This is a genomic window from Halomonas sp. V046 (assembly GCF_052645355.1).
This window is the reverse complement of the sequence record NZ_JBQXYF010000005.1, coordinates 297,229-322,415: the sequence shown is the minus strand read 5'-3', so window position 1 is coordinate 322,415 and position 25,187 is coordinate 297,229. Positions and strand designations below refer to the sequence as shown.

Annotated in this window: 21 protein-coding genes and 1 riboswitch; of the genes, 14 read left to right on the top strand and 7 right to left on the bottom strand. The window is 64.2% G+C overall.

Translation table 11 applies throughout. The annotated features are described in order from the left end of the window. The first annotated feature begins 169 nt into the window (after positions 1-169). Complete coding sequence (locus ACUN9Y_RS08995) at positions 170-1,360, top strand: phospholipase D-like domain-containing protein (protein WP_445460355.1); 1,191 nt, start codon at positions 170-172, stop codon at positions 1,358-1,360. Positions 1,361-1,807: 447 nt separating this feature from the next. Here ACUN9Y_RS08995 and ACUN9Y_RS08990 read toward each other — a convergent pair whose 3' ends face one another. Beyond that, positions 1,808-2,488 (bottom strand): YecA/YgfB family protein, encoded by a 681-nt coding sequence (locus ACUN9Y_RS08990; RefSeq protein ID WP_445460354.1) that lies wholly within the window; start codon positions 2,486-2,488, stop codon positions 1,808-1,810. Between the two features lie 160 nt (positions 2,489-2,648). Between ACUN9Y_RS08990 and ACUN9Y_RS08985 the strand changes: the two genes are divergently transcribed. From ACUN9Y_RS08985 to ACUN9Y_RS08975, 3 genes are all read left to right on the top strand, one after another. Continuing rightward, positions 2,649-3,191: a SprT family zinc-dependent metalloprotease gene (locus ACUN9Y_RS08985; RefSeq protein WP_445460386.1), complete on the top strand. Its 543-nt coding sequence runs from the start codon at positions 2,649-2,651 to the stop codon at positions 3,189-3,191. Between the two features lie 189 nt (positions 3,192-3,380). Next, positions 3,381-5,333, top strand: a complete 1,953-nt coding sequence (gene acs / locus ACUN9Y_RS08980) for an acetate--CoA ligase (RefSeq protein WP_445460353.1) — start codon at positions 3,381-3,383, stop codon at positions 5,331-5,333. A 188-nt stretch (positions 5,334-5,521) separates the two neighbouring features. Beyond that, positions 5,522-6,184, top strand: coding sequence for a LuxR C-terminal-related transcriptional regulator (locus tag ACUN9Y_RS08975; protein WP_445460352.1), 663 nt, complete (start codon positions 5,522-5,524; stop codon positions 6,182-6,184). A gap of 123 nt (positions 6,185-6,307) precedes the next feature. Here the strand turns inward: ACUN9Y_RS08975 and ACUN9Y_RS08970 are convergent, their stop codons facing one another. Next, entirely contained in the window at positions 6,308-6,778 is a 471-nt protein-coding gene (locus ACUN9Y_RS08970) for an Lrp/AsnC family transcriptional regulator (protein ID WP_445460351.1), read from the bottom strand. A 126-nt stretch (positions 6,779-6,904) separates the two neighbouring features. On the opposite strand from ACUN9Y_RS08970, the gene kynU reads away from it, so the two are divergent. Further along, positions 6,905-8,158 (top strand): kynureninase, encoded by a 1,254-nt coding sequence (kynU, locus tag ACUN9Y_RS08965; protein ID WP_445460350.1) that lies wholly within the window; start codon positions 6,905-6,907, stop codon positions 8,156-8,158. Between the two features lie 4 nt (positions 8,159-8,162). Next, entirely contained in the window at positions 8,163-9,074 is a 912-nt protein-coding gene (locus ACUN9Y_RS08960; RefSeq protein WP_445460349.1) for an alpha/beta hydrolase, read from the top strand. 151 nt (positions 9,075-9,225) lie between these two features. On the opposite strand, the gene ACUN9Y_RS08955 is transcribed toward ACUN9Y_RS08960, so the two are convergent. After that, entirely contained in the window at positions 9,226-10,197 is a 972-nt protein-coding gene (locus ACUN9Y_RS08955) for a LysR family transcriptional regulator (protein WP_445460348.1), read from the bottom strand. A gap of 295 nt (positions 10,198-10,492) precedes the next feature. On the opposite strand from ACUN9Y_RS08955, the gene ACUN9Y_RS08950 reads away from it, so the two are divergent. Further along, positions 10,493-11,992 carry a CoA-acylating methylmalonate-semialdehyde dehydrogenase gene (locus ACUN9Y_RS08950; RefSeq protein WP_445460347.1) on the top strand — a complete coding sequence of 500 codons (1,500 nt, stop codon included), beginning with the start codon at positions 10,493-10,495 and terminating at the stop codon, positions 11,990-11,992. A gap of 92 nt (positions 11,993-12,084) precedes the next feature. Here the strand turns inward: ACUN9Y_RS08950 and ACUN9Y_RS08945 are convergent, their stop codons facing one another. Then, positions 12,085-13,854, bottom strand: coding sequence for an amidohydrolase (locus ACUN9Y_RS08945; RefSeq protein WP_445460346.1), 1,770 nt, complete (start codon positions 13,852-13,854; stop codon positions 12,085-12,087). Positions 13,855-14,019: 165 nt separating this feature from the next. On the opposite strand from ACUN9Y_RS08945, the gene ACUN9Y_RS08940 reads away from it, so the two are divergent. Then, positions 14,020-14,607 (top strand): peroxidase-related enzyme, encoded by a 588-nt coding sequence (locus ACUN9Y_RS08940; protein ID WP_445460345.1) that lies wholly within the window; start codon positions 14,020-14,022, stop codon positions 14,605-14,607. A gap of 38 nt (positions 14,608-14,645) precedes the next feature. On the opposite strand, the gene ACUN9Y_RS08935 is transcribed toward ACUN9Y_RS08940, so the two are convergent. Next, complete coding sequence (locus ACUN9Y_RS08935; protein WP_445460344.1) at positions 14,646-15,878, bottom strand: GGDEF domain-containing protein; 1,233 nt, start codon at positions 15,876-15,878, stop codon at positions 14,646-14,648. Positions 15,879-16,115: 237 nt separating this feature from the next. Then, positions 16,116-16,217, top strand: a riboswitch (TPP riboswitch). On the opposite strand from ACUN9Y_RS08935, the gene ACUN9Y_RS08930 reads away from it, so the two are divergent. Continuing rightward, a complete protein-coding gene (locus ACUN9Y_RS08930) occupies positions 16,208-17,593 on the top strand; it encodes a sodium:solute symporter family transporter (protein ID WP_445460343.1) in 1,386 nt (461 codons plus the stop codon). It overlaps the preceding riboswitch by 10 nt. A 155-nt stretch (positions 17,594-17,748) precedes the next feature. Here the strand turns inward: ACUN9Y_RS08930 and ACUN9Y_RS08925 are convergent, their stop codons facing one another. Further along, positions 17,749-18,414, bottom strand: a complete 666-nt coding sequence (locus ACUN9Y_RS08925; RefSeq protein ID WP_445460342.1) for a hypothetical protein — start codon at positions 18,412-18,414, stop codon at positions 17,749-17,751. A 505-nt stretch (positions 18,415-18,919) separates the two neighbouring features. After that, positions 18,920-19,204, bottom strand: a complete 285-nt coding sequence (locus ACUN9Y_RS08920; protein ID WP_445460341.1) for an XRE family transcriptional regulator — start codon at positions 19,202-19,204, stop codon at positions 18,920-18,922. 255 nt (positions 19,205-19,459) lie between these two features. Between ACUN9Y_RS08920 and ACUN9Y_RS08915 the strand changes: the two genes are divergently transcribed. The 5 genes from ACUN9Y_RS08915 to ACUN9Y_RS08895 all read left to right on the top strand — a co-directional run bounded on the left by ACUN9Y_RS08915 (position 19,460) and on the right by ACUN9Y_RS08895 (position 25,187). Next, a complete protein-coding gene (locus tag ACUN9Y_RS08915; protein ID WP_445460340.1) occupies positions 19,460-20,899 on the top strand; it encodes an APC family permease in 1,440 nt (479 codons plus the stop codon). A 188-nt stretch (positions 20,900-21,087) separates the two neighbouring features. Then, entirely contained in the window at positions 21,088-22,077 is a 990-nt protein-coding gene (glaH, locus tag ACUN9Y_RS08910; RefSeq protein WP_445460339.1) for a glutarate dioxygenase GlaH, read from the top strand. Positions 22,078-22,216: 139 nt separating this feature from the next. Beyond that, positions 22,217-23,425 (top strand): L-2-hydroxyglutarate oxidase, encoded by a 1,209-nt coding sequence (lhgO, locus tag ACUN9Y_RS08905; RefSeq protein WP_445460338.1) that lies wholly within the window; start codon positions 22,217-22,219, stop codon positions 23,423-23,425. 200 nt (positions 23,426-23,625) lie between these two features. Next, positions 23,626-24,588, top strand: a complete 963-nt coding sequence (locus ACUN9Y_RS08900) for a TAXI family TRAP transporter solute-binding subunit (RefSeq protein WP_445460337.1) — start codon at positions 23,626-23,628, stop codon at positions 24,586-24,588. Next, the gene (locus ACUN9Y_RS08895; RefSeq protein WP_445460336.1) at positions 24,588-25,187 is read left to right on the top strand and encodes a DUF1850 domain-containing protein; all 600 of its coding nucleotides are present in this window, start codon (positions 24,588-24,590) and stop codon (positions 25,185-25,187) included. Before ACUN9Y_RS08900 ends, ACUN9Y_RS08895 begins: the two co-directional genes overlap by 1 nt.

The window sequence follows — 25,187 nt, the reverse complement described above, 5'->3', positions numbered from 1 at the left end:
GCGGTGGTGGCGCCGCTGGCAGTGATGGCGCAACGCGCGAGTGCCGCCAGTATACCGTTCGCTGGCGCTCAGGCCAGGCCGGCGCCGCTGGGGCGGCAGGCGCGACGCCGGGCTGCGGCATGGAGAGCCGGTGGCAGCAAGAGAACCGTAACGAGACAGGAGTCGAGTGATGTCCACGCCCTGGCGAGAGGGAAACCGGATCGTATTGCTGGCCGAATCGGAGCGCTTTCTGCCGGCCTTGTTCGAGGCGGTAGACGCGGCCCGGGAGAGCGTGCTTATCGAGCTCTACCTGATGGAGTCCGGCACGCTCGCCACGCGCATGATCGACACCATGGAGGCGGCGGTGGCGAGGGGCGTGAAGGTCTATCTCCTGCTCGATGGTTTCGGCTCCATGGGCCTGTCCAGCGGTGATAGTCAGCGCCTGATCGACGCCGGCGTGTGGCTGAGGCGCTTTAATCCGCTTGGTTGGCATTCCTTGGCGCGTAACGTCAGTCGCGATCATCGCAAGCTCGTGGTGGTCGACCGACGCGTCGCCTTTACCGGTGGTTTCGGCGCTGTGGACGAGTTTCTCGAGGCCTGGTTCGAGGTGGCGGTGCGGGTCGAAGGCCCCGTTGTCGGCGACTGGATCTCGCTCTTCGAGCGTGTCTGGGACTCGCCCTTGACGCGGGGTGCCCGCGACGCGCTCCCCCTGACGCCAGGAGGTGGCGCGGGGGATAGGGAGCGCCCGGAGCCGGCGGCAGGGGCCGAGCGCGACGATGGCTCGGCGCTGGTGCAGGGTCAGGTACAGGGTCAGGTGCAGAGGCCGGTGCGGGGTCGTGTGATCTGGGGCCGCGGATATCGGTTTCAGGCGATCCGCCACTCCTTGCAGCAGCGCGTCAGTCGTGCCGAACAACGCCTGTGGCTGTGCACGCCTTACTTTGTGCCGACGCTGGCCCTGCGCTGGCGCTTGCAGCGAGCCGCCCGGCGCGGCATCGATGTGCGTCTGCTGCTGCCGGGGCGCGATCACGATCATCCCGGGATTCGCTACGCCGGTCAGCGCTTCTATGGACGCCTGCTCGCCGCCGGAGTGCGCATCTACGAATTTCAGCCGAGCTTCATCCATGCCAAGTTCGTGCTGGCCGACGACTGGGTCAGCCTCGGCTCGTGCAACTTCGACCACTGGAGCCTGCAGTGGAACCTGGAAGCGAACCAGGAAGTCGAGGATGCTGCCTTCGCCGCCGAGGTCCGTGAACTGTTCGAGCGCAACTTCGCCCTCAGCGCCGAGATCACGCATCGGCACTGGCTCGCGCGCCCCTGGTGGAAGCGCGCTCGGGCTTGGCTGTTCGGCACCCTCAATGGTTGGATGACGCGCCTGCGCTAGTCGCGACGTTCGGCGCTCTCCCACAATAATGGCTGGATGGTGCGCCTGCGCTAGTCGTGACGTTCGGCGCTCTCCCACAATAATGGCTGGATGACGCGCCTGCGCTAGTCGTGACGTTCGGCGCTCTCCCACAATAATGGCTGGATGACGCGCCTGCGCTAGTCGTGACGTTCGGCGCTCTCCCACAATAATGGCTGGATGACGCGTCTGCGCTAGTCGTGACGTTCGGCGCTCTCCCACAATAATGGCTGGATGACGCGCCTGCGTTAGTCGTGACGTTCGGCGCTCTCCCACAATAATGGCTGGATGACGTGCCTGCGCTAGTCGTGACGTTCGGCGCTCTCCCACAATAATGGCTGGATGACGTGCCTGCGCTAGTCGTGACGTTCGGCGCTCTCCCACAATAATGGCTGGATGACGCGCCTGCGCTAGTCGGGGCGTGCGTCGTCAGCGCTTGGGTTTCTTGCTCGCTCCCTTGGCGCCGCTCTTGCCGCCTCGCCCGGCCGGACGCTTGGGGCGGGGCTTGGGCTTGGCGGTGTCGGGCGGCACCCGGTAGTGCAGGTACAAGTCGAGGACCAGCTCGGGCAGTTGCGCGACGAGGCCCTCGAGCCGCGCGGTGTCACCGGCCAGCTCATGCATGTCCGGCTCATCGGCGAACAGGCCGGAGAGCGCCATGAACGGTAGCAGCAGGGTCGCGGCGGTTTCCTCGTCGCCTTCGAACCAGGCCGGTTCGTCGAGGAAGACCCCTTCCATGAAGCCGGCACACCAGTCGCCGATCGGCGTCTCTTCGGGCGCCAGGCCGTCCAGGGTCGGCTCGAAGGGCAGCTCGGGAAGCCCTCCGCCTTCAAGGCAGGTGATGGCGTTGGATTTCAGCCGCTCGAGCAGGCCGAGGACCGTTTCGCGTTCGTTGTCGTCGGCAAACTGCGGCGTACCCTGAAACAGCTCGGCGATCCACGCCGTGGCCGGGACATCGCCTGGGGCGACCGCCAAGGCCACCAGAAACCCGTGGGCCCCGATCAGGTCGAGGGCGTCAGGCCCTGAGCGTTCGTCATCGAGGTAGTCGTCCAGCTGGTCCAGGGCGTCGTCTTCGAGCAGGGGATGTGGCAGCGGTGTTTCGGCGTCGGACATGGGAGTCTCGCTTGGCAACAATAGAGTGGCGAAAACGGGGTGTCGACGCGGCACAACAAAAGGTTCGCCGGGTCGGGCAGCAGCCCTTTACCGCATCGACATCAGACGGCATTCTACCATCCCGATTCGCCTGACTGCCCGGTTCGACATGTCTTCCAGGATACTTTTGCCCGTGCTGCCACCCGCCGATCCCGAGGCCTTGGCCGAGCTGGATGACCAAGAGCTGCGCTTAAGCGTGCGTCAACGCGCTGACCAGGCCCTGGCGCTCTGTCGTACCGTCCATCCGGATCTTCCGTCACCGGAGATTTGGTTCGATCTGCGCGGCAAGGGGGCGGGCCAGGCTCATTTCGGGCGGGGTGGGCTACGCTTCAATCCACAGCTGCTCAGCGAGAACCGCCAGGCATTCATCGACGAAGTCGTGCCCCACGAGATGGCCCACTGGCTGGTCTGGCATCTGCAAGATGGCCCCTCGGCCCGCCCCCACGGCCATGAGTGGCGCACGGTGATGCGTCGCTTATTCGGCCTGGCGCCGAGCGTGACCCATCGTTTCGACACCGCGCGGGCGAGTCCGGCGCCACATCTCTATCGCTGCGAGTGCCGAGAGCATGGGTTTTCTGCCCGTCGCCATGCCAATGCCCAGGCCGGGCGTGAGTATCGCTGTCGTGCCTGCCATGCCAGTCTTCGCCACGTGGGGTCGGCGTGAGCGCTTGTTTTTTGCGAAAAATTCAACCTAACCTATTGTAATTAATGGTTAATTTGCTCATACCAATGTCTAAGGGGAAGGTCGGCGCGGCATCTGTATGCTGGACTGCAGCGCAATGGTGCCGGTCGGGCGAGTTCAGGCGGCTGGCTCACACACTTCGACGGGGTATCCCCAAGGACAGAGGCAAGCATGAGCGATCATCAGCACGTATTCCCGGTTTCTGACGAGTTCGCCAAGACGGCTTGGGCCGACAAGGCCACCTACCAGCGTCTGTACCAGCAGTCGGTGGACGATCCCCAGGGTTTCTGGAAGGAGCAGGCCAAGCGCCTCGACTGGATCAAGGCCCCGAGCACCATCAAGAACACATCCTTCGCCAGCGATAACGTCGATATCCGCTGGTTCGAGGATGGCACGCTGAACGTCAGTGCCAACTGCCTGGACCGCCATCTGGAGCAGCGTGGTGACCAGCCGGCGATCATCTGGGAGGGCGACGATCCCAACACCGCCAAGACCCTGACCTACCGTGAGCTGCATGCAGAGACCTGCCGGCTAGCCAACGCCCTGAAGTCACTCGGTGTCGGCAAGGGCGACACCGTCACCCTGTACATGCCCATGATTCCCGAGGCCGCCATGGCGATGCTGGCCTGTGCCCGTATCGGCGCGGTGCACTCGGTGGTGTTCGGCGGGTTTTCCCCGGATGCACTGGCCCAGCGCGTCAAGGATGCCGCGACCAAGGTCATCATCACCGCCGATGAGTCGGTTCGCGGTGGCAAGCAGGTGCCGCTGAAGGACAACGTCGATGCCGCGCTGAGCCGTGATGGTACCGATGTGGCCGAGACCGTGCTGGTGGTCAAGCGCACCGGCGGCGATATCGACTGGAAGGAAGGCCGTGATGTCTGGTACCACGATGCCGTCAGCGGTCAGGACAGCGATTGCCCGGCCGAGGAGATGGGGGCCGAGGACCCGCTGTTCATCCTCTATACCTCCGGCTCCACCGGCACGCCCAAGGGCCTGGAGCACACCACCGGCGGCTACCTGATGCACGCCAGCCTCACCCACCAATACGTGTTCGATTACCAGGACGGTGAAGTCTACTGGTGCACCGCGGACGTCGGCTGGGTGACGGGCCATAGCTATATCGTCTATGGGCCCCTGGCCAACGGCGCCACCACCTTGATGTTCGAGGGCGTGCCGAGCTATCCGACCCATGGCCGCATGGGCGAGATCGTCGACAAGCACAACGTCAATATTCTCTACACGGCGCCGACCGCGGTGCGCGCTCTGATGGCTCACGGTGATAACGTCATGGAGTCCAGCAAGCGTGATAGCCTGCGCCTGCTGGGGTCGGTGGGGGAGCCGATCAATCCCGAGGCCTGGGAATGGTTCTATCGGGTTATCGGTAACAGCAAGTGTCCGATCGTCGACACCTGGTGGCAGACCGAGACGGGGGGCATCATGATTTCGCCGCTGGCCGGCGCCATCGATCTCAAGCCCGGATCGGCGACGCTGCCGTTCTTCGGTGTGCAGCCGGCCCTGGTCGATAACGAAGGCAATCTGCTCGAAGGTGCCGCCGACGGCAACCTGGTCATACTCGACGCCTGGCCCGGGCAGGCTCGTTCGATCTGGAACAACCACGAGCGCTTCGTCCAGACCTATTTTTCGACCTACGAGGGCATGTACTTCACCGGTGACGGCTGCCGTCGCGATGACGATGGCTATTACTGGATCACCGGCCGCGTCGACGATGTGCTCAACGTGTCGGGTCACCGCATGGGCACCGCCGAGATCGAATCGTCGCTGGTCGCGCATCAGGCAGTCGCCGAAGCGGCGGTGGTCGGGTATCCCCACGACATCAAGGGCCAGGGCATCTATATCTACGTGACCCTGAACGACGAGTCCGAACCCACCGATGAGCTGAAAAAGGAGCTCACCCAATGGGTACGCAAGGACATCGGCCCGATCGCATCACCCGATGTGATCCAGTGGGCGCCTAGCCTGCCCAAGACTCGCTCCGGCAAAATCATGCGCCGCATCCTGCGCAAGATTGCCGCCAATGAGTGCGATGGTCTCGGGGATACCAGTACCCTGGCCGATCCGTCGGTGGTCGAGGACCTGATCGAGCACCGCGCGAACCGCGGATAACCACGCCCTGTGCGGCAATTCCGACGCCGGCCCGAGGGCCGGCGTCGTCGTTTACGCAAGTCGTTGACGGCATGCGGTTGACCGGCCTTGGGAAAGCTACCGACCATGGGGTAACATGCTGGTCAAACTAGCGTCTCGCGTTGCGGCGGCCGGCCTGAATCGCTGCATCGGAATCCGGAGGAGAATCCATGGCCTTTGCCCAGAAATTCATCGTTGCCGATGATCATCCGTTGTTCCGTGCCGCCCTGACGCAGGCGCTGCGCCAGCTCGCGCCCCAGGCCGAGATCGTGGAATCCGACACCATGGAGGCCACCACCGAAGTGGTCACCCGTCATCCCGATGCGGACCTGATCCTGCTGGACCTTCATATGCCAGGGGCTCACGGTTTTTCTGGCCTGATCCAGCTTCGCGGCCAGACACCGGATATTCCGGTGGCCGTGGTGTCAGGCAGCGACGAGGTCCACGTGGTGCGGCGTGCCATCGACTACGGTGCCTCGGGCTTCATTCCCAAGTCATCGTCGCTGGCGCTGATCGCCGAAGCGGTGGGAGAGATCCTCGATGGCGAGGTGTGGCTGCCCGAGGAGATGGCGGACGCGCTTGGCGAGGCCGACGAGGACGAAGCGAAGTTCGCCCAGGCGATCGCCTCGCTCACTCCACAGCAGTTCCGCGTGCTCAACATGCTCACCGAGGGGCTGCTCAACAAGCAGATCGCCTACGAGTTGAACGTCTCCGAGGCCACCATCAAGGCCCATGTCACGGCGATTCTGCGCAAGCTCGGCGTGCACTCACGCACCCAGGCGGTCATCGCCGCGCAGAAGCTGGAAGTCGAGCCGCCCAAGGTCGAATCCTGAGCCTGAGCCTGAGTCGAGCTTCGGCTCGGCATTGAGGCGCGCCTCGGCATCCTGACGGGGCGGATCAGTGAGCGCTTTTTGACACCTCGCCGTTGGCGGGGTGTCGTCGTATCGGGCGAGCCGTCAGCGGTCGAGGATCTTCAGCGGTCCGTTGGATTTCAGCGTACCCAGTGCCACCTGGGTGGCGATGTCGCGGAGGCCTGGCAGCGAGCTGACTTCCCGTGAGAGAAAGTCTGACAGACACGCGAGGCTTGCCACCATCACCTTGAGGATGAAGTCATGATCGCCGGTCACCGAGTGGCAGTCGATGACCTCCTCGGCGGCCAACAGCGGTGCCACGGCGCCAAGTGGATCATCCATCCGCGTCTTGTCCATGGACAGGAAGACGAAGGCGGTGACGTCCAGTGACAGTGCCCGCGGGGCCAGGCGCAGATCATAGCCAAGAATGATGCCGTCTCGCTCGAGCCTGGCGATGCGCCTTGAACACTGGCTCGTTGATAGGTGAAGCCGCTCCGACAGTTGCCCCAGGGTGAGCCGGGCGTTGCGTTGCAGAAGCGTCAGGATCTTCATGTCATGGGCGTCGAGTGCAAGCATTTCCCGTTAAGTTGCCTTTTGTCGCGGTTTTGTTGTGTAACCATCCGCTCCGGCGATAAAGATCGCAAGCCCTTTTCATCCCGCGAGTCGTAGACTGAGACGCACAGCCCACGTCTGGAGACCGCCATGAGCGATGCCGCTTCCGCCGCTATCCCGCCGACCCTGAGCCGAGTGCGCCAGTGGGATCGCGACGACCCCTTGGGCGGTTTCAAGTCGCGCTTCGCACTGCCCGAAGAGGTGCTCTATCTGGATGGCAACTCGCTGGGGGCTCAGCCCATCGCCGCTCGCGAAGCGGTGGCGAAGGTCATGGATCAGTGGCGCGATGAACTGATCCAGGCCTGGAATCAGGGCTGGTTCGATGCGCCCGAGCGTCTCGGTGACCTGTTGGCCCCACTGATCGGGGCAAGACGTGGTGAGGTGCTCGTTAGCGATAACATCACGCTGAATCTGTACAAGCTGCTCGGCGAGGTGACCGCGGTGGCCAAGCCCGGGCAAGCGGTGTTGAGCGAAGGCGGCAACTTTCCCACCGATGGCTACATCGCTCAAGGGTTCTGTCGGTTTGCCGGGCTTGCGCATCGCTGGTGGCCCGAGGGCGAGGCGCTGGAGCAGCATCTGGAGGGCGTGAGTGTGGTCGTGCTGAGCCACGTCAACTATCGCACCGGGGCGGTGCGCGACATGGCCGATGTGACCCGCCGGGTTCATGCCGCGGGGGCCGAGGTGGTCTGGGACCTGGCGCATAGCGCCGGGGCGCTGCCGGTCGCGCTCAATGCCTGTGGGGTACGCTACGCCGTGGGGTGCACCTACAAGTATCTCAACGGTGGGCCGGGCGCTCCTGGTTTCGTGTACGTGGCCAGCGAGCGTCACGATAGCGCGGTCTGGCAGCCTCTGAGCGGCTGGCATGGGCACGCCGTGCCGTTTGCTTTCGATGACGACTATCGCCCGGCCGATGACATTCGACGCTTTCGCACCGGCACCCACTCGGCCGTGATCTACGCCGCTCTGGAGGCGTCGCTTACGCTGTGGCAGGCGGTGGATATGGCCAAGGTCAGGGCCAAGAGCCTGGCCTTGTCGGGCCTTTTCCAAGCGACTATTGCCGAGCATCTCAACGACTACGCTATCGTTGACATCACGCCGGCCGCCGCTTGCCGTGGCAGCCAGGTGGCGTTGATCGACGCAGAGCATGGCTATGCCATCGTTCAGGCGCTGATCGCCCGTGGGGTCATCGGCGACTATCGCGAACCGGGGCTGATGCGATTTGGCTTCACGCCGCTGTACCTGAGCCACGAGGACGTCTGGCGGGCGGGCCAAGCCTTCTGCGAGGTACTCGATAGCGGTGAGTACCTCGACCCACGCTTCGCCGCGCGCGGGAGCGTCACGTGATCGCTTGCCCGGTGACGTGCTCGGCGAACGGCTCGATGGGCGCTGCTGTGGTCGCGGTGCGTCGATGACGCCGCTCGACAGGGCCTGGTCGCCGAGTCAGTTCGCTCGCGCCCCCGAGACCACGCTGGCGGACCAACAGCGGCGGGGCAGGGCGCTGTGCCGGGAGCGGGCGCCACTGTCTCGGGCGCCACTGTCTCGGGCGTTAGCCCAGGTCGCGGATTCGGGATTCGATCTGTTTGTGCCTGAGGGCGACGGGCCCTGGCCGGTGGTGGCGTTCATCCATGGCGGCTACTGGCAACACCTCGATCGGTCGGCGGTGCACTTCATGGCACCTCCTTTCCTTGAGCGCGGCATCGCCTTCGCTTCGCTCGGCTACGGGCTGGCGCCGACCTCGACCCTGGCGGCGATGGAAGACCACTGCATTGCCTCGCTGGAGGTGCTTTCTCGTGAGGCGCCGGCGTTGGGGCTGGGGGCCTTGGCGCTCGGGGGGCACAGCGCCGGCGCGCAGCTCGCCTGTCGAGTGGCCATGCGGGCTGCCAAGGCGCCAGTCGGGCGACTCTCGATCGAGGAGTTGCACCTGGTCAGTGGAGTCTTCGATCTGAGGCCGCTCATTTCGACCTACGTCAACGATGCCCTGGGGCTCGATGAGGACGCGGCGAGGGCGGCATCGCCGCTGTTATCGCCACTCGGCGGTTTGCCGCCGGTGTTTCTCAGTGTGGCCGAGGAGGACCCGCCTGGGTTTCACGCCCAGGCCGAGGCTTTTTGCCGTGCCCTGGAAGCCCAGGGCGTGGCGGTATCGCTTGCGCGACGCCCCGACTGTGATCACTTCACCATTCTCGACCACCCAAGCCTCTTCTGCTGGCCCCGAAGCCGGTTTGCGATCCCGCGCTCGACGCGGCAGATCGACCACGACTGACCGCGGTGCAGGGCATGTTCATGACGCACGCTGCTGGCGACGACCGGGGGCTTGCGACCTCGTCGAGACCGGTCACGCTGGTGCGCGAGGCGGCGTCAGGTCTCAGGTCTCAGGTTTCAGGTTTCAGGTCTCAGGTCTCAGGTCTCAGGTTTCAGGTCGAGGCTACCGAGGAAGGTCCTGCGCCGTCGGACGGCAGCGTCAGGCTGTCGCCGGTTCCCATCAGAAAGTCGCGGTTGGCCTCGAGCGCCTCGCGCAGGAAGTCCCACAGCAGGCGCACCCGGGCGAGCTGGCGCTGCTCGCGACGGGCGGTGATCCAGAATTGGCGGACCACCTCGACCTCGCTGGCCAGGATCGGCTCTAGCTGCGGATTGTTCGCGGTCATGAAGCAGGGCAGCACGGCGAGTCCGGCGCCGCTTTGGGCGGCGCTCAATTGGGTCGAGACGCTGGTGCTGCGCAGCGCGAAATGAGGGCTGCCATGATTCGGATCGTCGCCGCTGAGCAGCGGGTCGAGATAGTTGAGCTGGTCACTGAAGATGAGATCGTCGACGTACCCGACCAGGCGGTGGCGGCTAAGCTCGGCCAGCTGCGTCGGGATGCCGTGTCGGACCCGGTAGCGCTGGCTGGCGTAGAGTCTCAGGCGGTAGTCGCACAGTTTCGAGGTCACCACGCCGGGACTGCGGGGGCGCTCCACGGTGATCGCGAGATCCGCCTCATGGCGGCTCAGGTTGACGACCCGGGGCAGGGCGAGCAGGTCCAGCGTTACGCCCGGATGACGCTGGCAGAAGTCGGCGAGCAGTGGCGCGATCACCCAGGTACCGAAGCCCTCGGTCACGCCGAGGCGAATCTGGCCGTCGATCTGCAGGTTCTTGTCGGCCAGGCTCTCGCTGGCCTCCACGGCGTGGCGCGCCATCTCCTCGGCGTGGGCCTTGAGCTGAGCGCCGGCCTGGGTAAGGCGATACCCCTGGGGGCCACGCTCGAATAACTGGGTATTGAGCGTCTGCTCGAAGCGTCGGGTGCGTCGCGACAGCGTCGAGTGGTCCAGGCCCAGCCGGCGGGCGGCATCGATGAGCCGCGTATGGCGTGCCACCTCGAGAAAAATCTGTATGTCCTGCCAGTCCAGCACCGGGCCTCCTCGTGCGCGCCACTGATGTGCAAAAATGCACGGCCAATGTGCCACCCTACGAGTTGTTTCGCCATCCCCTCTATGGCTAGACTCGATCCAACGCGCCTTCGTGTCAAAATGCACAATAGGGCCCCTCGCCCCCCCATCGTGGATGTGCCAAGCCGGCCTTGGACCACGACAGCCCTCGGGGCACCTCCCGACGCGGTGATGAACGGTGCGAAGGTCAACTGCACGACGGCCAGCATCACGACCCTACACCAGGTCCCTATAACGACAACGATTCAGGAGTACGCCCATGTCTGTTCGCGAAATCCCCATGATCATCGATGGCCAGGCCGTTCCCTCGCAGAGCAGCGAGTGGCGCGACGTGGTCAATCCCGCCACCCAGGAGGTCGTCGCCCGGGTGCCCTTCTGTACCCTCGATGAAGTCGACCGCGCGGTGGCCAGCGCCAAGACGGCCTTCGCCACCTGGCGCAAGGTCCCCTTGGCCAAGCGCATGCGCATCATGCTCAAGCTGCAGGCGCTGATCCGTGACAATACCGCCGAGATCGCCGCGTTGATCACCGAAGAGCACGGCAAGACCCTGCCGGACGCCGAAGGTGAAGTCGGACGTGGGCTGGAAGTCGTCGAGCATGCCTGCTCGATCACCTCACTGCAGCTCGGTGAGCTGGCCGAGAATGCCGCCAATGAAGTCGACGTCTACACCCTGAATCAGCCGCTGGGGGTCGGGGCCGGGATCACCGCCTTCAACTTCCCGATCATGCTGCCGTGCTTCATGTTCCCGATGGCCATCGCCACCGGAAATACCTTCGTGCTCAAGCCGTCCGAGCAGGACCCGAGTTCGACCATGCGCCTGGTCGAGCTGGCGCTGGAGGCGGGGGTGCCGGCTGGCGTTCTCAACGTCGTCCATGGCGGTCCGGATGTGGCCAATCATATCTGCGACCATCCCGACATCAAGGCCATGTCATTTATCGGCTCGACCCACGTCGGGACCCAGCTCTATCGCCGTGCCAGCGAAGCCGGCAAGCGTGCCCAGGCGATGATGGGGGCCAAGAACCACTGCGTGGTCATGCCGGATGCCAACCGTAGCCAGGCCATCAACAACCTGCTCGGTTCCGCCTTCGGTGCCGCCGGCCAGCGCTGCATGGCCAACTCCGTGGTGGTCCTGGTGGGGGAGGCGCGTGAGTGGCTGGAGGATATCGCCGAGGGCGCACGCAACATGAAGGTCGGCCCTGGCACCCAGCGCGACGCCGATCTTGGTCCTCTGGTATCGCCGGCGGCCAAGGCGCGTGTCGAGGAGCTGATCGCCACCGGCGAGCAGGAAGGCGCTCGACTGATGGTCGATGGCCGTGGCTGCCAGGTGGACGGCTATCCGGACGGTAACTTCGTCGGACCGACGCTGTTTGCCGACGTCAAGGCCGACATGGCCATCTATCGCGAGGAAATCTTCGGGCCGGTGCTATGCGTCGTCGGCGTGGAGACACTCGATGAGGCGATCGCCTTCATCAACGCCAACCCCAACGGCAATGGCACCTCGATCTTCACCAACTCCGGCTGGGTGGCACGGCGCTTCGAGAGTGATATCGACGTCGGCCAGGTCGGTATCAACGTGCCGATTCCTGTGCCGGTCGCCTACTTCAGCTTCACCGGCTCGCGGGCGTCCAAACTCGGTGATCTGGGACCCAACGGCAAGCAGGCCATCAGCTTCTGGACCCAGACCAAGACCGTCACCGCGCGCTGGTTCGAGCCGGAGAACGTCTCGAGCGGCATCAACAGCACCATCGCGCTGGGCTGACCGCTTCCCGCGATAACGTTGCCGCACTCAGCACAACGCCTCGCCCATTGGGCGAGGCGTTGTCGTTGGTACCGCACTGGGTGAGGTGGTCGTCAGGGATCTCGCCGATACACCGGGTTTCCGGCGATCCAGGTCGATAGCACCTGGGTGTCCGGTAGCGCGGCGGGGTCGTCTCGGACCACGTCGTGGTCCACCACGATGAAGTCGGCCCACTGTCCGGGCAACAGCGCACCGAGGCTCTCTTCCTGGTGGGCGGCGTAGGCGGCATCGACGGTGAAGCTACGCAGTGCCTCGGCCATGGTCAGCTTTTGACCAGGCAGCCAGCCGCCTGCTGGTTCGTCGTCACGGTCCTGACGGGTGACGGCGGCATGCAGGCCGAAGAACGGATTGGCCGGCTCCACCGGAAAGTCAGACCCCGAGGCGATGCGTGAGCCGCTATCGAGGAAGTAGCGCCAGGCATAGGCGCCCGCGAGTCGCTCGTCACCGATGCGATCGCCGGCCATGTTCTTGTCACTGGTGGCGTGGGTCGGCTGCATGGAGGGAATCACGCCGAGTTTGGCAAAGCGGGGAATGTCATCGACGCTGACGACCTGAGCGTGCTCGATGCGGTGGCGCATGTCGCGGCTGTCCGGAGCCTCCTCGAGGGATGCCGCGTAGATGTCCAGGGCAATGCGATTGGCGCGATCGCCGATCGCGTGCATGTTGGCCTGAAAGCCCTGGTCCCGGGTTCGCCTGACGAGGTCGGTGAGTTCCTCCTGGGACTGAATCATCAGGCCGCTGGAGTCGGGGCGGTCGTCGTAGGGGGCCAGAAGCGCGGCGCCACGGCTGCCGAGCGCGCCATCGGCATAGATCTTGACGCTGCGAATGTCGAGCCAGTCCGATGGATCATCGACGATGCCCTCTGCCAGCAAGGCGTCGAAGTCGGGGTCGCTCGACGAGATCATCGGGTACAGGCGCAAACCGAGGGTCCCTTGTTCTGCGCGGCGGCCAAAGTACTCCAGTTCGGCACGGCTCGAGCCGGCGATATGCACCTGGGTCAGGCCGAGTGCCTGGGTGTGGGCCACGGCGGCATCGTAGGCTTTTTCCATCTCTTCCGGGCTGCGGGCCGGGATCTGCTCGCTGATCAGAGACTCGGCGTTGTCGATGAAGACCCCGGTGGGGTTGCCGTCGGCGTCACGCAGGATCTCGCCGCCATCTGGCGCCTCGGTATCGGCATCGATGCCGGCGATCTCCATGGCCCTGGAATTGACCCAGATGGCGTGGCCGTCGACCCGGGACAGGACCACCGGACGGTCGGCGATGACGGCATCGAGCTCGGCGCTGGTGGGGAAGGCCTGGCCATCCCAAAGCACCTGGTTCCAGCCGCGGCCGCGGATCCAGGGCAGGCTGGGGTTGTCGGCCGCAAAGGCGGCGACCGTCTCGGCGCTGGCCTGGGCCGAGGCGAGGTCACGCAGATCGACTTCCAGCAGGCCGTAGCCGAGTCCCATCAGGTGGGTGTGGGCGTCGATGAGCCCGGGTAACAGCGTCTTGCCGCCGACGTCCAGCGTACGCTCGGCGTCGGCGTGGCGCTGAGCCAGGTCGGCTCCGCCGCGTTCGACCACCTTGCCATCCTCGATGTACAGGCTCTGAAAGCTGGTCAACTGGCGATGCTCACTGAAGGCGTAGCCGTTGGCGCCGGTCACCAGCAGCGAGTCGCCCACGGCCAGGCCGGGGGCGATCAGCAGTCCCGCGAGAATGGCGGGCGAATAAAGGTGAACGCGCTTGCTGTCCGCCTGGGGGGGGCGGGCGTGACGCTTGAGCATGTTGGAACGGGGGAGCTGGAGAGACTCGACTGACCGCCGAGGTAGGATAGTCCGTGCCATGAGTGCCTTCCTTGTCGCGGACGCCGCCGTTGGCGGCGTCTGTGCGATGAATAGACTAGGGCGGAATCATCATGATTACGTTAACGTAAAGGTCATATGATGACAGGGAGATGTTCCCTGGGTGCACTATAGTCATCCCTCTGCCCACCTGCCTGGAGCCTTGCCATGAGCACTATGCTGAGTCGCTTTCCTTTTCCCGACACCCTGGACGAGTTGCCGGAGGACCTGCGGGCCAGAATCCTGGCGGTGCAGGAGAAGGCCGGCTTCGTCCCCAATGTATTTTTGATGCTGGCCCACCGACCCGCGGAGTTTCGAGCCTTCTTCGACTATCACGATGCGCTGATGGAGCGGGAATCGGATACCCTGACCAAGGCCGAAAAAGAGATGATCGTGGTGGCCACCAGCGCGCGCAATCACTGTCTCTACTGCGTCGTCGCCCACGGTGCCCTGGTGCGCATCTACGCCAAGGACCCCTTGCTCGCCGACCAGGTGGCCATCAATCACCGTACCGCTCCCCTCAGCGAGCGACATCGGGTGATGCTCGACTTCGCGCTCTACTGCGCCATCGACGTGGGTGAGTTGACTGCGGCCTGGGAGGGGCGTCTGACGGAGGCCGGCTTCAGTCGTGACGATATCTGGGATATCGGTGCCATCTGCGCCTTCTTCGGCCTGTCCAATCGGCTGGTGACGCTGACCGCGACGCCACCGAATCCGGAGTTCTACTTGATGGGGCGTGTGCCGCGGGAAAGCTGACTGGCGGCGCTTTCCCCGGGGGACGTCGGCGATGAGGCTTACTTCTTGGAGGTGTCGCTCGTTTCTCGGGTGACAGCGGTCAAACGGGCGGCGCCGGTCGGGTCGGGTTTTTCTGCCGCCGGGGGTGAGCCCGAGGCATGATGGTCGGTGCCGGGGTGTACATCGGCGGGGGGCGTCGCCAAGGCACCGGACTCGCGCTGTTTACGGTCTTCCTTGTTGCGATACATCATGGTGTCGGCTGCCCGGAGTAGCGCTTCTTCGTCGAGGTACTCTCGCTCGCCGGTCTCGGCGACGCCCACGCTGATCGAGAAATCCGGATAGCGGGTCTGGAAGGCAAGCTCCACCTTGGATCCGATCATGCGGGCGCTCTTGACGTCGCAGTCGGGCAGAATGCAGCAGAACTCATCGCCGCCGAGGCGACAGCAGATATCGCTGTTGCGTACCGTCTCCTGCATCACTTCGCCGAAGGTGACCAGAATCTCGTCGCCCTTGTGGTGGCCGAAGGTATCGTTGATGGTCTTGAAGTTGTCGATATCACAGTAGATCAGGCTCAGCAGCGAGTGGCGGCGCTCGGCCATGCGAATCTCTCTGTTCAGCGCCTGGCTCATCCCGCGCTTGTTGAACAGACCGGTCAGGGGGTCCTTCTCGGCGTAGGTCGCAAGTTCCTTGGTCTTCTCTTCGAGGTTGCGGGCATAGAGCTCCATCCGCCGCTTGGCGCTGTGCACCTCGTTGAGCAGGGTGTCGATGTAAGTGTCGAACACCAAGGTGATATCGAAGTACATGAGCTTGTCGAGGCTGCTCTTGACGTCGTTGCTCTTGACGTCGTTGCTCTTGACGTCGTTGATGGTTTTGTTATGGCCGAGATTCTCGTCGATGACGCGAAACAGAATCGTCTTGAGGGTGCACATCGCCGACAGGAACAGCTTAGGCTCCACGCCGATGCGCTTGTGGACCAGGCCAATACGCAGACGACTATTGACGTATTCGGTGTCGTAGTAGCCGGTGAAGAGGTCGAGCACGTACTGGCGTTGGGCGGAGCGCAGCCGCTGCAGCGTTTCCGAATCGCCGATCAGCAGGCTGATTTCGTCGATTTCCGTCTGACGCTCGTAAAATTCCTCGACGATGATTTCGATATGCTCATTGATGATGGGTTTGAGCGCCGCGAGATCCGCGAGGTCAGCGTCACCGAGGTTGAGAAATTCCTTGCGACGCTTGATCTCGACCTCGCTGATATGCATTTGTTCCAGCAGGGATTTATCGATGGGTCTCATGGCGCTTCTCACAGTCAAATGGGGATGGCGCTCAGCCGACCATCACTGGCATGATGTGCCCCGGTTGTTCTGGATCAAGAATCGGGATGATTTTTCTTGATCATTACGTATATCGTGGTTCTGTGGTATTTGCACGACTGGGTAGTGCCGTAACAAGCTGTCCGCCCACGGACATTCCACGCTAAGACGATATTTAGTGCATTGATACGCAGTGTAACTCGATATTAACAATTTGTTACCTGTCGCCAGGGGAGTCCTCATTGGACTGAGAAAGCGCGTTGCTGACCCTGGAACCTGATCCGGTTGATACCGGCGGAGGAAGAGCGACCATGTCGACGATCACGATCGCCGCGATTGCCGCGGCGCTAGCCTGCTTCACCCTGCTGGGCCTCAAGGCTCGTCGCCGGGACGAGCGTCTCGATGACTATGTCACCGCGCGGAACTCCCAGTCGGGAATGGCGCTGGGGCTGTCCTTTCTTGCTTCGGGCATGGGCGCGTGGATCCTCTTCGCCCCGCCCGAGATCGGCGCCTTCGTCGGCCCCTTGGCGGTGGCAGGCTACGCCCTCGGCTCGGCGTTACCGTTTATCGTGCTGGGGTTGTTCGGGCCCGCCATCCGGCGCCGCCTGCCCGAGGGGCGCAGCATCGGTGAGTTCGCTCAGCACTGCCACGGCAGCCTGGTCCAGCGGGCGGTGGCGTTGGTGTCGGTACTTTACATGGGCTGCTTTCTGGCCGCCGAGTTGACCGCCATCGGCGCGATTACCGGCCTGTTGTCCGGTGGCTCGGGTCAGTGGGTGATCCTTGCCGTCGCGGTCACTACCCTCGTCTATACCGCCGCCGGCGGCCTGCGCGCGAGTCTTGCCACGGACCGCTGGCAGGCGTGGCTGTTGATGGCCTTGCTGGTGCTGGTGGCTGGGGTCACGTTGAGCCGGCTGCCGAGCCTGCCGCCGTTGTCCGCCTTGCCGTCGCTGCCGACAGGCGACGCGCTATCCGTGGCGCTGACTCTGATCATTGCGGTGACCGCAGCCAACCTGTTTCACCAGGGCTACTGGCAGCGGGTCTGGGCCGCCAGAGACGACACGGCCCTGGTGCGCGGGGCCTGGCTTGGGGGTGGCTTGACCGTGATCGTCGTGGCCGTGGTCGGCGGCCTCGGCATGCTCGCGGCGGCCAGCGGTGTGGCCTTGGGGCAGCCGCCGATTCCGTTCTTTGCACTGCTTGCCGATGCGCCAGCCTGGCTCGCGCTACCGGCCCTGGTACTGGCGGTCACGCTGGTGGCCTCGAGTGTCGATACCCTGCAGAACGCCTTGGCGTCGCTGGCAAGTGCCGCAGGAGGAGGGCGCCAGCGCTCCCTGAGAGAAGCCCGCTGGATCACCGTGGTCTTGATGGTCCCGGTCGTGCTCATCGCCCTGCAGGGGCTGTCAGTGCTGCGCTTGTTCTTGATCGCTGATCTGCTCTGCGCGGCCATCGTGGTGCCGGTGATGCTCGGCCTGTGGTCTAGAATGCGCCCCTTGGCCGCCATTGGTGGTGGCGTCGCGGGGTTGATCGCGACCCTGGTGCCCGGCTGGCTCGCCGGCGGCAGCCTTCAGGCGGGTCTGCTGGCCGCCAGTTTCCCCAACGGTGTACCGACTCTGGCGCCGTTTCTCTGGGCGCTGGTGATTTCCTCCCTGGTCAGTGTTGCGCTGGCGCTTGTCGCAGGAGGCCCTCGTCAGCTCGCCTGACCTTGCTGGCACCGTGGCGTGGACCCGCCTCGTTCGCTGGCGGCCGCGGGGCGGTCGTGTTGCAGCCGGGGCTTGAACCACGGCGGCGGAAACCGCCTGCTTCACCGTCACAACGCGACGGCGAAGCAGGCGGTGCAGCAGGTAGCCGATAGAGGTCACTGAATGACCGACTTGAGCAGGTTCTGCAGGCCGGTGTTCTGGTCCGGCAAGGCGAAGGCGGCGGCCGGGGGCGTGACGCTGGACAGCGATGAGACCTGGAAGCGATCGGAAAAGCGCAGGATACCGAGGCCACGCTCCTTGATCAGCGCCGCGACGGGGTCACGATTGCCGGTCAGCGTCTGCTGATAGCGATCGAAGACCGTCATGAGCTCCCGGGCCCGCGGATCCTCGGTGAGGACCAGCCGGTCCTGGCGCGCCTCGCCGTCCTGGTTGACCCAGTCCAGCACGTACACATCGCCTTCCACGCCGGCCACGGTTTCGTGCTCGCCGCTGGCGGTCAGCGAGTTCACGCTGCGTGCCTGGTAGCTGGCCAGGCCCGTGGCGCCCTGGCCGCCGAGCTGGCCGGCGATGGACTGAACATCGCGAATGCCGAGAACCACGGTCTGGCCGCTGATGTTGGTGATCACGTAGCCCTTGCCATCGCGCATCAGCAAGTAGCCCTTGGCGGCGTGGCGAGGGAAGTCGACCCGCAGCTGGTCGCCTGCCCAGCGCGCCTGAACCGCACTGTCTGCGGCGCCCTCGCCATCTACTAGGGTCGCCTGGCCATCGGCCAGTACGGGCAGGGCAAGTGCCATCAGCATGGCGGCGGTGAAGTAGCGCATGACAGACTCCTTGTTGTCGAAAACTTTTTAATGTCGAAAATCGTTCGCTGTCGAGAGCCGTCAGCTGCCGACAGCCGAGGCAACGACGGTTGTGACGTCGGGGTAAACGTCCTGCCGTCGATGGGGACCGGCGACAGGTTCCAGCATTGGATTCCAGGATCGGCGAGTCGTTCTAAAAGTGAGGTCGAATGCGGGAGATTGTACTGTGAAGGGGGCTCGGCGGCGGGGGGAAGGGCTCCAGGCGCCTTCTTCCAGCGCTGTCTTCTCTTCAGGCGCTGTCTTCAGGCGCATTCCGTACACCCCAGGCGCTTGGGAGCGATGGCGCCAGGCTGTCTGGGGGTGCCTCGTCGGGAGGCAGCGTCGGTGTGGACGCCCCAGGCGAAAACATGCGGTGCCCAAAACCGCTGAAGGCGCTCGGCCGTGAGCGCCTTCAACAGCTTGAGTCGCGAAACCGAGGCAATCGGTTCACGCTTATCTATACCTATACCTATACCTATCCCTATCCCTATGACAGTGATAGCTGACCATCGTCGATGATGCGACGGATGGCCTGGAGTTCATCGCAGGTAAAGTGTTCCAGACGGCCCGACAAGAGGTCACTGATCTTCTGCATCGGAAGTCCCGCGCGGCGCGCGATATCTCGACTGCCGAGATCGGAGACGGCGATAAGCCGCGTGACGATGCGCATCAGGCGAGTGCGCTGTTCCAGGTCCCTGACATCGAGGTCAGGGCATCGTCGAGGAGGCGGTTCCGAGGCGTCTGCTCGCGAGGCGGAAGGTGCGTTACTCATGGGGCTCCATTGGGCATTGGCGATGACTACAGGATGCAACCTTTTGCGGCGTTTCGCCAGTCCGAAATAGGCACTTTCTTACCCCACTTTCGTCGTCTCACGATGAGCCGCGGTAGAGCCCGCTGGGGAGCCAGTGCCCAGGGCATGGGGGCAGCGTCGGATCCGCCGGACGAGCGGAAAGCATGGACGCGATGCCCCATTCGAATGATAGTTTGACGAAGGACCTATAAGGACAACATCAAAGGAAGGATGGCTATGCAACATGACGCATCGCAAGGCGCGCAACTGAGCCGTGTGCTGGCGCGCAAGGACGTACTGGCGCTGGCTTTCGGCGCCATGATCGGTTGGGGCTGGATCGTACTGACCGGGGGCTGGATCACCGCGGCGGGAAGCCTCGGGGCGATCATCGCGTTTCTGCTCGGCGGCCTGATCATCGTGCTGGTCGGTCTGACCTATGCAGAGCTTGCCTCGGCGATGCCTCAGGTCGGCGGTGAGCACGTCTACAGCTATCGAGCCATGGGGCACTTCGCCTCTTTTCTGTGTACCTGGGCGATCATCCTGGGGTATCTCAGTGTGGTGGCCTTCGAGGCGGTGGCGCTACCCACGGTGATCGAGCATTTGTTTCCTTCCTACGCGGTAGGGCACCTGTGGACGCTGGCTGGCTGGGACGTCAAGGCCACCTGGGTGGCGGTCGGCATGGCCGGGTCGGTCGCGATGATGGCGATCAACTACGTCGGTGTGCGCACCGCGGCGCTGGTTCAGAAGGTGGTCACCTTGCTGATCCTGGTGGTCGGCGTGATGTTTATCACCGGGGCCTTGTTCGAGGGCCAGGTGGCGACGATGACGCCGCTGTTCGAGACCGCTAACGGCGTGGCGGGGGGCATCATGCTGGTGCTGATCATGGTGCCCTTCATGTTCGTTGGCTTCGATGTCATTCCCCAGGCCGCGGAGGAAATCAATCTGCCGTTTCGGGAAATCGGCCGCGTGCTGATGATCTCCGTGATCCTGGCGGTGTTCTGGTATGCCTTCATCATCCTTGGCACCGCATTGATGCTCCCGCCTGAGTCACTGGCCGACCGCTCACTGGCGGTACCGGACGCCATGCAGGCAGTGTTTCAAGCGCCCTGGGCGGGCAAACTGATGGTGCTGGCCGGCATCGCCGGCATTCTGACCAGCTGGAACGCCTTCTACGTCGGCGGCTCCCGGGCCATCTATGCGTTGGCCCACTGCGGCATGCTGCCGGCCTTCCTGGCCAGGCTCCATCCGCGCTACCGCACCCCGACCAACGCCATCCTACTGATGGGAATCTTGTCGAGCCTCGCCCCTCTGTTGGGGCGCCAGGCCATGGTCTGGCTGGTGGTGGCCGGGGGGCTCGGCATCGTCATCGCCTATTTGTTTGTGTCGCTCTCGTTTCTCATCCTGCGGCGCAAGGAGCCGCAGCTGGAGCGTCCCTTCCGGGTGCGACACCCGCGCCTGGTGGGCGGGCTGGCGGTCGCTCTGTCGCTCGGGCTGGTAGGCCTCTATCTGCCGGGCAGCCCCTCGGCCCTGTCGGCCATCGAGTGGGCGCTGTTTGCCGGCTGGATGGGCCTGGGCTTGGCGCTCTACGGCTGGTCACGGCTGCGCTACGGTACTGAATTCAGCGCGCGGCAGATGCGCCGGGAAATGACCGCTCAGACCGGGCAGAAAGACGGGTGAGCGGACGCTCGCCAGCGCGGCGTTATCCGCCCGGTCGCCGCGAGGGCGGCGGATAAGACCGAAGGGGGACGGGAGACACGAGCCCGGCCAGGGACATCGCCTGGCTGGGCATTTTGTTGACGAAAATAATAAATGTAGATATTTTTAAATAACGTCAAAAATAACCATCCCTTCCCCTGGAGTTCGTCATGACCGCCGTCGCCTCGTCTGTTGAATCCGCCGCAGCGTCTTCGTCATCAGGTGCCATCGCTACCCCCACCCCCTTGGGTTTTACCCTTGCGCCGTCCGCCGTTTCATCGAGGATGCTGAACCTGCGGGTGGATGCGGCAGTGGTGACGGCGTTTCTGGAAGCCACTGAGCACTGGCCGGTGCAGGCCCTGGAATACAAGTCGATGCTGCGCTTTCGCGTCGCCGCCATTCTGGACGAGCTGTGCGCCAATACCCTGCGCCCCCACCTGGTGGCGACGCTGCTGGACCGTGCCCACGGGGCAATGCAGGTGGTCCCCGAGGGCCTTGATCGGGTCGAGCAGGCCGATGCCATGGTCAAGTTTGCGACCGCCGTGGCTCACCTGGTGGGGCGCTCCAACTTCGATGCCATGAGCGGCCAGTACTACGCTCGCTTCGTGGTCGAGAACGTGGATGCGTCCGACAGTTACCTGCGCCAACCCCACCGGGTCATGGAGCTGCATAACGACGGGACCTTCGTCGAACAGGTGACCGACTACGTACTGATGATGAAGCTCGATGAGCGGAACATGGTCGGCGGCGACTCTCGGCTACTGCACCTGGACGATTGGGAAGACTTGGAGCGGTTCAGCCACCACCCGCTGGCCTTCGCCGAGATGCGCTGGTCGGCGCCAGCGAGCAAGAAGGTGACGGCCGATGTCTATCACCCGGTCTTCGACGTCGACCGCAATGGTCGGCCGGTGATGTCCTATATCGATCAGTTCGTGCAGCCTGGCGATCTCGAGCAGGGGCAGTGGCTCTGCCAACTGTCGGACTCCCTGGAAGGTAGCGAAGGTGTCCTGTCTGTCCCCAATCCCGTCGGTAGTTTCCTGCTGCTCAACAACCACTTCTGGTTGCACGGCCGTGATCGCTTCGCGTCCCACCCGAAGCTGCGGCGCGAGCTGATGCGCCAGCGTGGCGTGTTTACCGGTGGAGCGACCTTGCGCCGGTGAGCCGCGTGCCGCGACGGCTTTTGGTCGGCGAGGCGAGCGTTCGCCAGGCGACGGGGGTAGGCTAGACGCCGACAGCGAGTACGATGACTCCACTACCACTGCGTGGTGGAAGCGTTCAAGAACGACAACGAGACGGCGAATGTACGATTTCATCATCATCGGCGGCGGCATCCTGGGCATGTCCACCGCCATGCAGCTAAAGCGTTCCTACCCCGACCACCGCATGTTGCTGCTGGAGAAGGAAGACGGCCCCGCCCGTCATCAGTCTGGCCACAATAGCGGCGTGATTCATGCCGGTGTCTATTACACCCCGGGAAGCCTCAAGGCTCGCTTCTGCCTGGAAGGCAACCTCGCCACCAAGCGCTTCTGCGACGAACACGGCATCGCCTACGACAGCTGTGGCAAGTTGCTGGTGGCCACCAACGACACCGAAATGTCGCGCATGAAGGCACTGTGGGAGCGCACCGAGGCCAACGGCTTGGAGCGCGAGTGGCTCGGCGCCGAGGCACTGGCCGAGCGCGAGCCGAACATCACCGGGGTTGGCGCGATTTTCGTGCCGGCGAGTGGCATCGTCGACTATGCCAAGGTCACCCAGGCCATGGCCGAGGAGTTCGAGCGTCTGGGTGGTGTCATCCAGTATGGGCAGGAGGTCCGGGCGCTGGACGAGCGGCGTCAGGAGGTGGTGGTGACGACTCGCTCCCAGACCTTCAACAGCCGCTTTCTGGTGACCTGCTCGGGGCTGATGGCAGACCGCGTGGTGCGTATGCTGGGCCAGGACCCGGGGTTTACCATCTGTCCGTTTCGTGGCGAATATTTCCGCCTGCCGAGCCAGCACAACGCTATTGTCAATCACCTGATCTACCCGATTCCCGACCCGGCGATGCCCTTTCTCGGAGTCCACCTGACTCGGATGATCGACGGCAGTGTCACGGTAGGCCCCAATGCCGTGCTGGCACTGGCGCGAGAAGGCTATCGCCGGCGCGACATCTCGGCGATGGACCTGGCGGGCATGATCACCCACCCGGGTATTCTCAAGGTTCTCTGGCGCCATCTACGGCCGGGCATGCGCGAGATGAAGAACTCGTTGTCGCGGCGTGGCTACCTGGAGGAGGTGCGCAAGTACTGTCCTGGGCTGACGCTTGACGATCTCGAGCCCTATCCCGCCGGCGTGCGCGCCCAGGCGGTGTCCCGCGATGGCAAGCTGGTCGATGACTTCCTGTTCGTCAACACGCCCCGCACCATCAACGTGGGCAATGCGCCTTCGCCGGCCGCAACCTCGGCGATACCCATCGGGGCTCATATCGTGGACAAGGTCAAGGCACAGGTCGGCGCCTGTGCCGACCTGTGAAGCGTGGCGCGACACCCAGCGCTTGGCAGTGGCTAAGACTTTGGGAGAATTGCAGATAAAACAAAGAAATGTCGAGAATGTGCGGACCGTCGAATGGATGGTCTTGGCAATCGACATGGCCTGCTGCTAGGTTGCCGAGGGTGCACGTCGCGCACCCGAACAATTTCACAACAAGTTCCCACGAGGAACGGAGGACGGTCATGCGAGCTCTCAAGTACGCCCTGGCAGCATCTTTGCTGATGTCGGCCCAGGCCGCAGTTGCCCAGCAGCAGCTATCGGTCGCCACCGGCGGTACCGGCGGCACCTACTATCCCTACGGCGGTGGCCTGGCCGAGCTGATCAAGAAACACGTCGAAGGCTTTGACGCGGTGGCCGAAGTCACCGGCGCCTCGGTGGAAAACATGGGGCTCGTGTGGCGGGGGGATTCTGATCTGGCGCTGGCGCTGGCGGACACCGTCTACCAGGGGTATACCGGCACCGGTGACTTCGAGGGCCGCAAGCTCGAGAACATCCGCGCGATCGCCTCGATCTACCCCAATGCCGTTCAGATCGTGACGATGGCCGATTCCGACATCGATTCCCTCGATGACCTGGCCGGCAAGACCGTGTCTGTGGGCGCCCCGGGCAGTGGTACCGAGCTCAACGCCCGCGCCATTCTCGAAGCCAACGGCATCAGCTACGATGACTTCGACCCGCGGCGTTTGAATTTCAACGAAACAGCCGATGCGCTGCGTGACGGTGATATCGACGCTGGGTTCTGGAGCGTCGGACCGCCGACCAGTTCGATTCTCAATTTGGCCACCACCAGCGACGTGCGCCTGATCGGCCTGAGCGATGAGGAAATGGCCAAGGCCCGCGAGGCCGAGCCGGTGTTTGCGCCCTACGAGTTGCGTGCGGGCCTGTATGAGGGCATGGACGACGCGGTACAGACCGTGGGGGTGCCTAACGTGCTGATCGCCAGCAGCGAGATGGACGAGGACACCGCCTACGAAATCACCAAGGCATTGTTCGAGCACACCGATGAGTTGATCGCCATTCACCCGGCCGCCAACGACACCACGGTGGAATTCTCGACCGATTCCACGCCGATTGCCTTCCATCCGGGCGCCCTGCGCTACTACGAGGAAGTCGGCGCCGAGATCCAGGACCAGCAGCGTCCCTGATGGGGGCTGTCAAGCCTGGTAGCGTGACAGCAGGGCGGGCCCTTGGGCCCGCCCTGCTCGTGCTCGTGCTCGCGGGGCTGGGACTGGCGGCTCCGGCCTACGCCGAGATCGATTGTCTCGCCACGCCGAGGCTCGAAGTGCGCAGCGAAGCGGGCCAACCCCTGGTGACCGTGCCGATGCCGGAAGGGGCCGGTTGGTGTCTGGCCTGGAACCATTCCGTCGAGGGCTTCGAAGTGCTCGACTGCTATCGCAACGTCAGCGGCCGCATGGTGCTCGAGCGCAGCCACCTGCCGGACTTCGCCGCCGGGCTCGACCATGTGCTCGGACGCGGGCGCCAGACGTCCGACGGTCACGGAGGCTACTGGATCGAGGATATCGACGAGGCGGTGCCGGGCAATCGCTATCGGCTGCGGGTCGGCGCCAAGCGGGTCGACCATCGCCTGGTCAGCCGCGGCGATCCTGCACTCGAGAGCCTGGTGCGTTCGGCAAGGGCCTGCACCGGCGCCGGGTTTGAGGCCCTGCCCCAGGCACGCACACCGATCAGCCTGAGTGACCTGGCCGCCAATCGTGCGGTCAGCGTTGGACTCTACGTGCCGTGA